Here is a 14,116-nt window from a genome sequence, read left to right on the forward strand (position 1 = left end):
GAAACACAATGCCCCGCCTTATGTCTCCCTTGGCCCTGGCGCTGATCGGCCTCATCCTGTTTGGCGACGGCGCCTACATTCATGCCAAGGCCTGGCTCGCCCAGGTGCTGCTTGAGCGCGCGTTCGATCGAAGCGTCGCGACGGGAGAGCTGGTCAAACCATGGTCTTGGGCCGACACCTGGCCGGTCGCACGGATCGAGGTGAAACGGATCGGCGCCAGCGCGATCGTGCTGGAGGGCTCGAGCGGTCAGGCGCTCGCTTTCGGACCGGGCCATGTCGAGCGGACGGCCGATGCCGGCGAACGCGGCGTTGCCGTCTATGCCGCCCATCGCGATACGCATTTCCGCTTCTTGCGGAATATTGCCATCGGAGACGTGATCGAAATCACCCGCCGCGACGGCAAGCATTTCCGCTATCGCGCGGATTCTTCGGCCGTCGTCCGTTTCGACGCATCGGGCATCGATCCCGCTACGCAGGATTTCGAGCTCGTGCTCGCGACCTGCTGGCCGTTCGACGCCGTTACGTCCGGCCCTGAGCGTTATGTCCTGCATGGCGTCCTGATTGGAGCTGATGAATGACGGCGATGCATCGCTCATTCCATCACGCGGCATACCATGTGGTTGCTACTGCGAAGAACTCGCCATAGAACAGAGTGACGCGCCACCAAGAAGAACAACAGGTGAGGTCACGCCATGGAAGCTCGCGTATCCGCTGCATCCCTCTCTCCGCGCCCATGGTCCCCGCCACCTGACGCCAGCGACGTGGTCAAGGGCATCCATGCCATGCTGCACCCGCGCAACATCGTGCTGGTGGGCGCGACCGACAAGCCCGGCAACTATGCCGAGCGCATCTGGAACAATCTGATCAAGTACGGCTACGAGGGCGGACTCTATCCCGTCAACGCCAGGCGCGACACCATCTGGGGCGTCCCCTGCTACAAGGACTTTGCCAGCCTCCCCGAAAGGCCCGATCACGTCCTGGTGCTGGTGCCGGCACGCTCTGCGGTGCAGGTGATCCGCGATGCCGCTGCGGCCGGCGCACGTTCGGCCACCATCGTCACCTCGGGCTTCAGCGAATTGCAGGATGAGGAGAGCCAGAAGCTCGCCGCCGAATTGCAGGCCGCCGTGCGCGAGACCGGACTTGCGGTCACGGGACCAAACTGTCTCGGCAATCTGAGTGCCGGCGAGAAGCTCTTCACCAACATCGACGACCGTGTCGTCACCATGGAGCAGGGGGCGGTGGCGATTGCCGGACAATCCGGCGCCATCGTGATGGCGATTCGCCAGGCGCTGGAAGATCGAGGTGTCGGCGTCGGCTACATGGTGACGACCGGCAACGAAGCCGGGCTGGAGACGCCGGATCTGATGCGCTATTTCGCCGAGGACCCGAGCATCAAGGTGATCGTCGTCTATCTCGAAGGCGTGCGCAACACCAAAGCCTTCCGCGATGCCTGCAAGGCGGCGCGCGCCGCGAGCAAGCCCGTGATCGCGCTCAAGCTCGGCTCGTCCGAGGGCGGCCGCGCCGCGGCAATGGCGCATACCGGCGCGCTTGCCGGATCGATCGAGACGTTCGACGCCGTTGCAACGCGCGAAGGCGTCATTCGGGTCGGTGGGCTCGACGAGTTGATCGAGACCACCGAGTGCTTCGTCCATGCCGCGGCACCCAGAGGCGACCGGCTCGCCGCAGTTACGCTCTCCGGCGGCAAGCGCGGCATGCTGATCGACGCTTTCTATGCCGCGGGCCTGAACTTCGCACCGCTGAGCCCGCATGTCAGCTCGGAGCTGGCAAAGATGCTCGGCCCCGGATCGATCGTCGGAAATCCGCTCGACGCAGGTTTTGCCGCCGTGGTGGATCCCTCCGTCTACATGAAGTCGATCAAGCTGATGATCGACGATCCCGATATCGACGTCGTCATCATCGACGCCGAGCTGCCGAAGGCGCCGCACGAGCTGCGCGAGCGCAATTTGCGCATCGTCAACGAGATGGCGAGCAGGGCTGCAAAACCCGTGATCTATATCAGCGCGATGTCGATCGGCTTCACCGACTTCACCAAGACCCTGCGCAAATCGCTACCGCATCTGGCAGTCATGCAGGGCATGGACCGCGCGGTGACCGCGATCAAATCGCTGCTCGACTATGCGAAGCTGCGCAAGGAAGTGCCGGACATCGCCTTATCCTCGAAGCCGGCCGCACGTGCCGTGCTGGAGAAGACGCTGAAATCGGCGAACGGCGCGGCGCTCGACGAGGTTGCCTCCAAGAAGCTTCTGAAGGCATATGGCATCCCGATCTCGAAGGAAGCAATTGCGCAGACGGCGGCGGAAGCCGCGAAGATCGCCAAGCAGATCGGATTCCCGGTCGTGGCAAAGGTCGTCAGCGCCGAGATCCTGCACAAATCCGACATCGGCGGCGTGGTGCTGAACCTCAATAATGCCGCCGAGGTGAAGAAGGCGTTCGCCGACATCACCGCGCGGGTGGCGAAACTGAAGGGCAAGCCGAAGCTCGACGGCATCCTGATCGCGCAACAGGTCAAGGCCGAACTCGAGCTCGTGGTCGGCGCCTCGCTCGATGCCGAGATGGGGCCGGTCGTGCTGTTCGGCACCGGCGGCATCGATATCGAGCTGATGAAGGACGTCGCACTCGCCGGCGCGCCGCTTGATGAGGCCGAGGCGCGGCTGCTGATCGGCCGCACCAAGGCCGGGATCAAGGTGCGTGGCTATCGCGGCAGGCCGGTACTGCACGAGACCTCCGCAGTGAAGGCGCTCGTCGGCCTCTCCAGCCTGATCGCAGATGCCGGCGACCGGATCGCCTCGATCGACATCAACCCGTTCCTGATCAACACCAGGACGGGCGTGGCCGTCGATGCCCTCATTGTCCTGAATAACGCTGCGGCAAAGCGCGCGGCCGGGCATTGAGTGAAGCAAGTGCGTAAGTGGCGGGTTATGCTTCCGCTTCGCACTTCGTGCCACGGCAGACAAGTCGTTAACCCGCCTGCCCTAGTATAGCGGCCAAGGCCCATCCCGGCTTCTTCCAACTTCCCCGCTTTGGCCGTAAAATCGCCCTGCATGGCACGCGCGAGCAATCTTGTGATCGGAACGGCGACGCTGGCGGTGATCGCCGTGGCGTTCGGCGGCCTGCTCGGCGTGCAGAAATGGCGCACCATCCAAAGCCGCAGCCAGTTGCGCGTGGTGTTCGAAGGTGGCTCCGCCAGCGGACTGCGTCGCGGCGGGCCGGTCAATTTCGACGGCGTGCCTGCAGGCCAGATCCTGTCGATCAAGCTGGACAGTCCCCGCAGGATCGTGGCGCTCGTGATGCTCGACAACACCGCACCGATCCGCAAGGACACCGTCGCTGGCATCGAGTTCCAGGGTCTGACTGGCGTTGCCGCGATCTCGCTGATCGGGGGCGCCCCCTCCGCGCCGCCGGTGCCGCTGGACTCGGACGGCATTCCCATACTGACCGCCGATCTCAGCGACGCCGAGTCCATCGTGGAGACCCTGCACAGTGTCGACCGTACGATCGTGAGCAACGCCCCTGCGATCAAGGAGGGCCTGCGCACATTCGAGAACCATACTGCCGATCTCAGGAGCAAGGGCGGCGAAATCGACTCGGTCATGACCAAGGTCGACAGCGCCTTCGCTGGCTTCGACAAGGCGGTCACGAAGATCGAGGGTGTGGTGCCCGGCTTCGTCAATGGCAAGGCCGACGAGCTGTTCGAGAAGATACAGGGGCTGCACGAGCTCGCCGACACCATGAAGAAGAAATCGGCGGGGTACCTCGAGGACATCCGCCGCTCGCTGCTCGATATCAGCGAGACCGCCAACAAGATGGCGGGAACGCCCGTGGCGCCGCGACCGCCGCGCAGACCAGAGCAGCAGCGGTGATGCTTACCCTCCCCTGGAGGGGGAGGGTCGATCGCGCGCAGCGCGAGCGGGGTGGGGTGATCTCTCAACTCGGGCAGTGAAAAATACGGAGAGACTGTCACCCCACCTCGGTTCGCATTGCGCTCCGCTACATGCGAACCGATCCTCCCCCTCCAGGGGAGGATGGCAGTCCCACCGTGGCCTATAGGCAGAACCTACCACGCGTAACGGACGATGCCCTTGCCGGCGTAGGAGCGGGTGACGTTCGAGAACTCGCCCTCGAAGGTCGCCGACGCGGACCAACCGTTCATCCAGTTCATCTGTACCGACGCCGTGGTCAACGCGGAATCGCGCGCCTGTGCGGCGCCGTTCACGACAAACGTCGTTCCCGGCAGCGTCTGGAACACCGCGCCGATGGTGCGATCCGGATTGTAATCATGCGCCCAGGCGACGCGGCCGCGCAGGGTCATCAAACCGCCGGCTGCGGCAAAGGATTTGTCCGCGCGCAGGCCGAGCTCGGTGCGGGTGCTGGTCACGTCCTTGGCGGCATAGTTGAGAGCGAAGAGGTTGCTGCCGACCACAGCGAACTCTGAATAGCTCGGAAGGCTGAACATGGTGGCCTGGAGCGCCGCATAAGGCGTGAGGCCGATCCATGACATCGCATGGCGATAGCCACCCTCGACGCGGCCCGAAAACGCGTTGGCATTGAACTGGGCGCGCAGCTGGTCGACCCCGGCGGCGGTACCGACGCGATTGGTGATGACATCCTGCCAGCCATAGGCCAGCGCAGCCGTGATATAGGCCGGTCCGGAGGTGTGACGAACGAAGGCACCGGCCTGGAACAGATCGGAGCGGCCCCAGCCGAGGCCGTTGACGCCGAAGCTGGTGCCGCCGCCGGCAAGCGCGAATCCGGCGACGGTCGACGGCGCGAAACGGTAGTCGAGACCGACGGCCGTGCCGTAGACGCTGCTGGTGGTGTTGTTTGAGCCGAGGCCGGCGTTGCCGTCGGTGGTCTGCGAGCCGCCGTAGCCGGCCGCCCACACGTCCCAGCGCTGCTCGAAAGTCGCGACCGGTGCCTTGCGGTAGATCGACGCGAACGCGTCGCGCGCGCTCCTGTCACGCAGGGTCTTGCCGGCCGCGGCATGAGCATTTGCGCTCGCGTCATCGACATATTGCGTCGCACCTGGAGTGCCACTGCGTCCCGAGCCGTAGACATCGGTCAGCAGACCGAGGAACAGGTTCATCGCGTTGAATGTCGTCTGCTGCGATCCCGTCGCCGGCTCGCCGGAGGCCTGCGTCAAGCCATTGGGGCCGAGACCCGCGAATTCGGCTTGCAGGAAGCCATTGCTGTTGAAGAAATTCTGAAGCGTCGTGGCGACGTTCTTCTGGTTGACGTTGAGAGCGTACTTCGCGCCATAGTCCAGTGTGAAATTGAGATAGACGACGCCAGCGGGATCGATCGTCGTTGTGCCAATCAGGCCGCCGGGAGCGGCGACCCCGGCAAAGTTGCCGGTGGCACCGCCGGAGAACTGCATGATCTTATACTGCGGCACTACAGTGCTGCCGGCATGCAGCGAGACGCCAACGGTGCCATTCAGGGTGACGTTGCCGAGAGCATTGGCAAAGCTCGCACTGGCTCCGCTGCCGGTCTGCACGAGGTAAACCGCACCGGACTGGAAAGCGAGGTCACCCAGAACCAGCATGCGCGAGCCCGGGCCACCATCACCAGGCGCATAGATGCCACCGGCAGCGATTGTGGTGTTGCCGACGATTCCTGCGCCGAACAGCGCACCGCCCGCATTCACTGTCGTTAGGCTCGATTGGGAGATATCGCCATCGACCCGCAGGATGCCGCCATTCACCGTGGTGGTCCCGGTGTAGGTATTCGTGCCGGAGAGGATCAGCGTTCCGCTGCCGACCTTCTCCAGCGAACCCGGGCCGGCGGGACCGCAACCACAAGGATCGAAATCGCCGATGACACCGCTGACCTCGGTCGAGCGGTTGTTGCCTCCGACGACGAGGGTGTTGCCGCCACCGATGTAGTAAAAGCCGCTGCCTTCGATCGAACCAGCCGTGATGCGGCCGTCGCTGTTCGGGCCAACGCTGACCCCGAAATCGACAATGCCTGTCCCGGTGGTGATGAAGCGCGCGTTGCCACCGGTGGAGTTGTCGAAGAACTCGGTCTTGCCGCCGTCCTTTGTGACGATGGTGGCATTGCCGGCCGTGGTGAACGCGCTGAAATTGGTTCGGCCGCCGGACTCGTTGGTGATCGTGGCGTTGCCCGCGGTCGCGGTGTCGGATCCACTCAGCGTACCAAACACGGTCCCGCTGAGATCATTGTTCACGATGGTCGCCGAGCCGGCCGAGGACTGTTCGAGGAACGCCGCGCCGCCGCCATTCTGGTTGGTGATGCTGGCCGTGCCTGCATTGCTCCGGGCAAAGAAGCCGGTCAGGCCGCCATCATTGACGATGGTCGCCCGCCCAGCCGTCGCGGTGTCGGTCCCGCCCCCGGCCGGATCGCCGAAATACACTTGGCCGCTGTTGCTGATCACCATCGAGCTGGCGGAGGTCGCGTTGCGGAACGTCGTCAGGCCCGAGAAGTCGTTCACGAGCGATGTGACGCTCGACATGTCGGCGTTGACGATTTTGAAGAGACCCTCGTTGGTGACGGCGCCGACAATGCTGGCCGTATGAGTCGCGTCGCCAAGCTGCAATGAGCCGCAGTTGCATATGAAAGTGCCGCCGGTATAGGTGTTGGCGCCGAGCAACGCCAGGAAGCCGGGTCCCTGCACGGAGATGCCGCCGCTGCCGGTGATGCGAGACGCGATCGCGGCCGAGGGATCGCCGGAACCGGTGACATCGTTGGTGAAGAACGTGGTGCCGCCAGGGGCCAGCCTGAGGTCGCCACCCTTAATCGTATAGATCGAACCGTCGGCGGTGAGGTCGAAGACCACTTGGGTCGTGAGTTGCACGCCGCCTGGCGTGACCGTCACCGTGCCGCCTGTTGCCGGCGTCGAGGGACCGCCGCTGCCGAACACGGTGCCAGCCGATGACAACGGATCGTAAGCGGTGCTGATCGAACCGGACGAGTCCGTCCAATTGGTGGTGGTTGCGTCCCAGACGCCGCCGCCGCCATTGACGGCACCGTTCGGCGTGGTCTGCGATCCGTTGAAGAATTGCTGGGCGCCGGCGGGGCTCGTCGCGACAGTCGCGCCCAAGGCAAGGCTCACCCAGAACACCGCGCGAATGGTGCTCCGGCGCGAGCAACCCTGCCCACTCGATGGCAACCAAGCCCCCACGCTCTTCCCCGCACCCGCGGCGCTCCCCAGCGGCGCCGCGTGGAACTTAGGCCATGAGGATGGCCGGTAGAACTAAGGGGCATCGAGAATCCGCCAACGGGATCGCAACTTGGGCCGATTCAACGGTCCATGTGGCAACCGCGCCACGGTTTTGCCGGGCGCTATTCCCATTCCGCGCATGCGCAGACATGTCAGAACGTCGACGCATATGGATGGCCATTCACATCAATGGCTGATCATCCCGGCGTCAAGCTCCGCTCAACCTGTATGCCGCCAACGGCTAGTAGTTGGACGCCGCAGCTTCATTCGGGATGCCGTCGATCGGGCACTCCTCGGTCCCCGGCGTCGAGCGTGTCATCGCCTCGACCATGTCGCGCGTGCCTTCGGGATCGGCGATCCAATTCTTGTAGAAATCATAAGGACAGGCCGCAACGCCGCGTGGGCTGTCGCCGGAGTTGATCATGCCGGTGTAGCCGCGGTGGACCAGCTTGTAGAGATGGTTCTGCGATTGACCGTTGCGGCGCGCATCGCGGATCAAATGTTTCGAGAGCTGGGCATACTGGATGCCGTATTCCTCCTCGCCGCACTCGCCGAGTGTACGCCCGTCAAAGCCGATGATCGCGGAATGACCGAAATAGGAATACACACCGTCGAAGCCGGCCGCGTTGGCGACCGCGACATAGACATTGTTGGCCCAGGCCATCGCCTTGGAGATCATGACCTGCTGCTCCTTGGCTGGATACATGTAGCCCTGGCAACGCACGATCAGTTCGGCGCCCTTCATGGCGCAGTCGCGCCAGATCTCCGGATAGTTGCCGTCGTCGCAGATGATCAGGCTGACCTTCAGGCCCTTCGGGCCGTCGGAGACATAGGTGCAATTGCCGGGGTACCAGCCCTCGATCGGCACCCACGGCATGATCTTGCGATATTTCTGCACGATCTCGCCCTTGTCGTTCATCAGGATCAAGGTGTTGTAGGGCGCCTTGTGCGGATGCTCCTCGTGGCGCTCGCCGGTCAGTGAGAACACGCCCCAGACCTTGGCCTTGCGGCAGGCTGCGGCGAAGATCGCGGTCTCCTCACCGGGCACCACGGAGGCAGTCTCATACATCTCCTTGGAGTCGTACATGATGCCCTGGGTGGAGTATTCGGGGAAGATCACGAGGTCCATGCCGGGCAGACCGAGCTTCATGCCGACGATCATGTCGGCGATCTTGCGGGCATTGTCGAGCACCTCCGCCTTGGTGTGCAGGCGGGGCATCTTGTAGTTGACCACTGCGACGCCGACGGTGTCGTTGCTGCTGGAAATATCACCGTGAAGCATTTGAATTGGTCCTCTGCTCTGTTGGAGATTGGCGCGTGAGTTAGTGGCTGATCATCCAGGGCCGTGCGGTGGGAAAGCCCTTGGCGCCGCTCTTGGTCTTGGTCATCAGACGCGCTGGCTTTTTCTTGTCTGACGTGGTCTTACCCGTGGAGCAGCAGCCGCAGCCGGGACCATGCGTAGCCTTGTATTGCGCCAGCGTCTGCGGCGCATGCGCGCTGCGCTCGTTGACGGCATGCGCCTTGCGCTTCTCCGCCGGCATGCAGAAGAAATTCGGCGCGGTCAGGATCACGCGCGGCGCCGGCGTCTCGCAATGCGGACAGTTTTGCGGATCGTCGCATTCCGCCATCGGGCGCAAATCCTTGAACGGACCGCAGTCATCACAGAGATATTCGTAGACCGGCATCGCATCATCCCTAATGCGTGTTCAACACAGCTCACTGCTACCGCTCATGCGGAGACAGCCCCTCACCCCGACCCTCTCCCCGTAAGCACGGGGAGAGGGAGCGCGGCGTCATTTGTCCGGCGAGATCGGCATCTGGATATCGCCTGTGATATGCTTGATTGGGCCCACCGCCGACGGCATCACGTCGAAGTCGAAGATCTCCGTCGGCAGCCACAGCGTGGCGCAGGCGTTGGGCACGTCGACCACGCCGGAGATGTGGCCCTGGCACGGCGCGGTGCCGAGGATCGAATAGGCCTGCGCGCCGGAGTAACCGAACTTCTTCAGGTACTCGATCGCGTTGAGGCAGGCCTGGCGGTAGGCGATGTGGACGTCGAGATAATGCTGCTTGCCGGCTTCATCGACCGAGATGCCTTCGAAAATGAGATAGTCCTTGTAGTTCGGCGTGATCGGCGACGGCTTGAAGATCGGGTTCTTGATGCCGTATTTCGCCATGCCGTCCTTGATCACCTCGACCTTCAGATGCAGCCAACCGGCCATCTCGATGGCGCCGCAGAAGGTGATCTCGCCGTCGCCCTGGCTGAAGTGCAGATCGCCCATCGAGAGACCGGCCCCGGGCACGTAGACCGGGAAGTAGATCTTCGAGCCGCGCGAGAGATCCTTGATGTCGCAATTGCCGCCATGCTCGCGCGGCGGCACGGTGCGCGCGCCTTCCGCACCGATCTTGGCCTTCACGTCGCCCTTGGCGCGGCCGCCATGAGCGGTCGACGCAAATGGCGGATTGGCGAGGCCGGGCACACGGGTCGGGTTGGTCGAGATCAGCTCGGCCTCGCGCTTGTTCCACATATCCAGCATCTTCGGATCGGGCAGACAGCCGATCAGGCCGGGATGAATGAGGCCGGCGAAGTTCACGCCGGGCACGTGGCGCGACGAGGTGTAGAGGCCCTTGATGTCCCAGATCGACTTCTGCGCCAGCGGGAAATGGTCGGTGAGGAAGCCGCCGCCATTCTGCTTGGAGAAGAAGCCGTTGAAGCCCCACATGCTCTCCTTGAGCGGACCGACATCGAGTAAGTCAACCACCAGCAGGTCGCCAGGCTCGGCGCCTTTGACGCCGATCGGTCCGGAGAGGAAGTGCACGATCGACAGATCGATGTCGCGCACGTCGTCCGCGGAATCATTGTTCTTAATGAAGCCGCCGGTCCAGTCATAGGTCTCGATGATGAAATCGTCGCCGGGATTGACCCAGGCCACGATCGGGATGTCGGGGTGCCAGCGGTTGTGCACCATGTCGTTTTCATAGGCCGACTTGGTGAGGTCGACCTTGATCAGTGTCTCTGGCATCGAGAAGCTCCCCTTTTACACGGTTGGTTAGACGGACAGATATTTCGAGACCTGCGCGGCATCGACGGCGTCGCGCGGATCATCGCGCACGATCTCGCCGTTCTCGATCACCAGCACCCGATCGGCGATATCGAGCGCGAAGCTCAGGACCTGCTCGGACACGACGATCGAGAGCCCCTTCTCGTCGCGGATCCGCTTGAGGGTGCGTGCCATGTCCTTGATGATCGACGGCTGGATGCCTTCGGTGGGCTCATCCAGCAGCAGAACTTTCGGCTTGGTCGCGAGCGCGCGGGCGATTGCGAGCTGCTGCTGCTGGCCGCCGGACAGATTGCCGCCGCGGCGGCCTTTCATCTCCAGCAGCACCGGAAAGAGTTCGTAGATGTCGCCGGGCACCTCCGCGCCGCCGGAGACGACGAGCCCGGTCTCGATGTTCTCCTTCACCGTCATGGTGGAGAAGATCATGCGGCCCTGCGGCACATAGGCGAGGCCCTTGGCGACGCGCTCGTAGCTCTTGAGGCCGCCGAGCTCGGCACCGTCCATGGTCACCGAACCGCTTTTCGCCGGCAGGATACCCATCAACGACTTCATCAGCGTGGTCTTGCCCATGCCGTTGCGGCCCATGATCGCCACGATCTCGTTGGGCGCGACCTTGACGTTGAGCCCGTGCAGCACCTCGCTCTGGCCGTAGGCGACGTGAAGGTCTGAGATTGCCAGCATCGTTGGCTCCTAAGCTCGGTATGCCTTCCTTCTCCCTTTGTGGGAGAAGGTGGCGCGGGCGAAGCCCGCGACGGATGAGGGGTATGCATCAGCGGATTCGAGAGGCAGTTTGATGCGCGGAGAGATACCCCTCACCCGGATCGCTTCCGCGATCCGACCTCTCCCACAAGGGGAGAGGTGCACCGCCAATGCCGCTGCGGACTCGCTGGTTTTCGCCATCTCAGTGCCCCAGATAGACTTCGATGACCTTCGGATCGTTCTTCACCTTCTCCATGGTCCCCTCCGAGAGGATCTGACCCTGGTGCAGCACGGTGACCTTGTGCGCGATGTCCTCGACGAACTTCATGTCGTGCTCAATCACCAGAACCGAGCGGTTCTTGATGATGCGGTTGAGCAGCTCGGCAGTCTTGGCGCGTTCGGACACGCTCATGCCGGCGACGGGCTCGTCGAGCATCAGGAGGTCAGGGTCCTGGATCAGCAGCATGCCGATCTCGAGCCATTGCTTCTGGCCGTGGCTGAGTTCGTCGGCATAGGTGTCGAGCTTGTCCTTGAGGAAGATCATCTCCGCGACCTCCTCGACCCGCTCCTTGACCGGCTGGTCACGCTGAAAGGTCAGCGAGCCGAACACGGTGCGACCGCGCGGAAACGAGATCTCGAGGTTCTCAAAAACGGTGAGATCCTCGAACACCGACGGCGTCTGGAATTTGCGACCGACGCCGGTCTGCACGATCTCGTTCTCCTTCATTTTCGTGAGCTCCTTGCCACGAAACTGAATGAAGCCCGAGGTCGCCTTGGTCTTGCCGCAGATCAGATCGAGCACCGTGGTCTTGCCGGCGCCGTTGGGACCGATGATGACGCGGATCTCGTTCTCCTCGACGTAGAAGGAGAGATCGTTGACCGCCTTGAACCCGTCGAACGAGACGGTCAGTCCGGAGACCGCGAGCAGGAATTCCTTGGGCTGATGTCCAATGAGCATGATCTATCTCCTCACTGCCCGCGTGGCATCGGCATCGTGATGTCCAATGAGCATGATGGCCTCCTCACTCTGCCGGTGCGCCGCCGGCGACCGAGTTGCCGTTCCAGCCCGACTTCGACTTGCGCGAGGCGAACAGACGATCAATGCGCGGTTGAACGTAATCGGCCCAGAGCCCGGAAAGACCGTTCGGGAAGGCGAGCACGACGGCGATGAACAACGCACCGAGGCCGAACAGCCAGAGTTGCGGGAAGGATTCCGACAGGCTGGTCTTGGCGAAATTCACCAGGATAGCGCCCCATATCGCGCCGAAGATCGACATCCGGCCGCCGACCGCGGTGTAGATCACCATCTCGATCGACGGCACGATGCCGACGAAGGACGGCGACATGAAACCGACATTGAGCGCGAACATGGCGCCGCCGATCGCGGCGAAGACCGCGGCCATGCAGAAGGCAAAGATCTTGAAGTTGGCGACGCTGTAGCCGGAGAAGCGGACGCGGTCCTCCTGCTCGCGCATCGCGACCAGGATGCGGCCGAGCTTGGTCAGGCGGATGAACTGCGCGATGCCGATGCAGGCGAACAGCAGCACCACCTCGACGAAGTACAGGATGACCTTGGCATGGTCGGGCCGGATGTCCCAGCCCTTGAGCGTGCGCAGGTCGGTCATGCCGTTGATGCCGCCGGTATAGCCCTGCTGCCCGACGATCAGGATGGTCAGGATGGCGGCGACGGCCTGGGTGATGATCGCGAAATAGGTGCCGCCGACGCGACGCTTGAACATGGCGGTGCCGATGATCAGAGCGAAGAGACCGGGGACCAGGATGATGGCGAGGATGGTGAAGGTGAGGCTGTGAAATGGCTGCCAGAACAGCGGCAGTGACGTGATCTGATTCCAGTCCATGAAGTCAGGGATGCCGGGCGTCGACTGGATTTTCGTGTTCTCGACGCTGGACGCCTCGAGCTTGAGGAACATCGCCATGCAATAGCCGCCGAGACCGAAGAACACGCCCTGTCCCAGGCTTAAGATGCCGCCATAGCCCCAGCACAGCACGAGACCGAGCGCGACGAAGGCGTAGGTCAGGTATTTCGCGACCAGATTGAGGCGGAATACGTCCAGCGAGAGCGGCAGGATCACGAACAGCATTGCGGCCAGAACAATGAAGCCCATGAGTTCGGATCGATTGAAGAAGCGTGAGTTGATGATCATGACTTGCCTGCTTCTCGCTATTTGCGGACTTTGAGGGCGAAGAGACCCTGCGGTCGCAGCATCAGGATGCCGACGACAGCAAGCAGCGTGAGCACCTTGGCCATCGATCCCGACATGAAGAATTCGAGCGTCGATTGCGTTTGCGAGATCGAGAACGCCGAGGCGATGGTGCCGAGCAGGCTGGCGGCGCCGCCGAACACGACGACGAGGAAGGTGTCCACGATGTAAAGCTGGCCCGAGGTCGGTCCGGTCGAGCCGATCATTGTGAAGGCGCTGCCGGCGACGCCGGCAATGCCGCAACCAAGCCCGAACGTGTAGCGGTCGACCTTCTCGGTGTTGATGCCGACTGCACCGGCCATGATGCGGTTCTGCACCACGGCACGGACCTGGCGGCCCCAGCGCGACATATAAAGAACGTAGGCCACTGCGATGGTGATCAGCACCGTGAGACACATCACGAAGACGCCGTTGATCGGCACCTCGATGCTGTCAGTCACGTGCAGCGACCCGAGCATCCATTGCGGCAGCTCGACGCCGACCTCGCGGGCGCCAAACACGGAGCGATAAGCCTGCTGCAGCATCAGGCTGAGGCCCCAGGTCGCGAGCAATGTGTCGAGCGGACGCTTGTAGAGATGCCGGATCAGAACCCATTCCACCAGCATGCCCAGCGCGCCGGATGCGACAAAAGCCAGGATCATCGCGAGGAAGAAGTAGCCACTGAACAGGCTCGGCAAATAGGCCTGGAAGAAGCTTGAGGTCATCCAGGTGACGTAGGCCCCCAAGATCATGAACTCGCCATGGGCCATGTTGATGACGCCCATCTGGCCGAAGATGATCGCCAGTCCCAACGCCATCAGGACGTAGACCGAGAACAGGATCAGTCCCGCAAAGCCCTGCATGACGAAGATGGAGCCAAGGTCACCAAGCGAGTAGTCGCCGAACATCGATGTCCTCCGTCGGGGAAAGGGTCCCGCGTCGCGAGCAGATTCGCGACG

General features: G+C 62.9%; 11 protein-coding genes. 3 read left to right on the forward strand and 8 right to left on the reverse strand.

Translation table 11 applies throughout. The annotated features are described in order from the left end of the window. Positions 1 to 8: 8 nt before the first annotated feature. The 3 genes from AAE027_RS29980 to AAE027_RS29990 all read left to right on the forward strand — a co-directional run bounded on the left by AAE027_RS29980 (position 9) and on the right by AAE027_RS29990 (position 3,881). Positions 9 to 578, forward strand: a complete 570-nt coding sequence (locus tag AAE027_RS29980) for a class GN sortase (protein WP_370987514.1) — start codon at positions 9 to 11, stop codon at positions 576 to 578. A 114-nt stretch (positions 579 to 692) separates the two neighbouring features. Further along, entirely contained in the window at positions 693 to 2,912 is a 2,220-nt protein-coding gene (locus AAE027_RS29985) for an acetate--CoA ligase family protein (protein ID WP_370987515.1), read from the forward strand. A 150-nt stretch (positions 2,913 to 3,062) separates the two neighbouring features. Continuing rightward, complete coding sequence (locus tag AAE027_RS29990; protein ID WP_370987516.1) at positions 3,063 to 3,881, forward strand: MlaD family protein; 819 nt, start codon at positions 3,063 to 3,065, stop codon at positions 3,879 to 3,881. A 194-nt stretch (positions 3,882 to 4,075) separates the two neighbouring features. On the opposite strand, the gene AAE027_RS29995 is transcribed toward AAE027_RS29990, so the two are convergent. The 8 genes from AAE027_RS29995 to urtB form a co-directional block, all read right to left on the reverse strand. Continuing rightward, positions 4,076 to 7,078, reverse strand: a complete 3,003-nt coding sequence (locus AAE027_RS29995; RefSeq protein ID WP_370990699.1) for an autotransporter outer membrane beta-barrel domain-containing protein — start codon at positions 7,076 to 7,078, stop codon at positions 4,076 to 4,078. 361 nt (positions 7,079 to 7,439) lie between these two features. Beyond that, complete coding sequence (locus tag AAE027_RS30000) at positions 7,440 to 8,480, reverse strand: aliphatic amidase (protein WP_370990700.1); 1,041 nt, start codon at positions 8,478 to 8,480, stop codon at positions 7,440 to 7,442. A gap of 40 nt (positions 8,481 to 8,520) precedes the next feature. After that, on the reverse strand, positions 8,521 to 8,883 hold the full coding sequence (locus tag AAE027_RS30005) for an FmdB family zinc ribbon protein (RefSeq protein WP_370990701.1): 363 nt from the start codon (positions 8,881 to 8,883) through the stop codon (positions 8,521 to 8,523). A 108-nt stretch (positions 8,884 to 8,991) separates the two neighbouring features. Next, positions 8,992 to 10,221, reverse strand: a complete 1,230-nt coding sequence (fmdA, locus tag AAE027_RS30010; RefSeq protein WP_370990702.1) for a formamidase — start codon at positions 10,219 to 10,221, stop codon at positions 8,992 to 8,994. Between the two features lie 27 nt (positions 10,222 to 10,248). Beyond that, positions 10,249 to 10,938 carry an urea ABC transporter ATP-binding subunit UrtE gene (gene urtE / locus AAE027_RS30015; RefSeq protein ID WP_128940917.1) on the reverse strand — a complete coding sequence of 230 codons (690 nt, stop codon included), beginning with the start codon at positions 10,936 to 10,938 and terminating at the stop codon, positions 10,249 to 10,251. Between the two features lie 220 nt (positions 10,939 to 11,158). Then, positions 11,159 to 11,914, reverse strand: a complete 756-nt coding sequence (urtD, locus tag AAE027_RS30020) for an urea ABC transporter ATP-binding protein UrtD (protein WP_370990703.1) — start codon at positions 11,912 to 11,914, stop codon at positions 11,159 to 11,161. 64 nt (positions 11,915 to 11,978) lie between these two features. Next, positions 11,979 to 13,121 carry an urea ABC transporter permease subunit UrtC gene (gene urtC, locus AAE027_RS30025; protein WP_370990704.1) on the reverse strand — a complete coding sequence of 381 codons (1,143 nt, stop codon included), beginning with the start codon at positions 13,119 to 13,121 and terminating at the stop codon, positions 11,979 to 11,981. Between the two features lie 17 nt (positions 13,122 to 13,138). Further along, complete coding sequence (gene urtB / locus AAE027_RS30030; RefSeq protein ID WP_091887114.1) at positions 13,139 to 14,065, reverse strand: urea ABC transporter permease subunit UrtB; 927 nt, start codon at positions 14,063 to 14,065, stop codon at positions 13,139 to 13,141. Between the last annotated feature and the right edge of the window lie 51 nt (positions 14,066 to 14,116).

It is taken from the genome of Bradyrhizobium sp. DN3 (genome assembly GCF_041357655.1).
Lineage (GTDB): Bacteria > Pseudomonadota > Alphaproteobacteria > Rhizobiales > Xanthobacteraceae > Bradyrhizobium.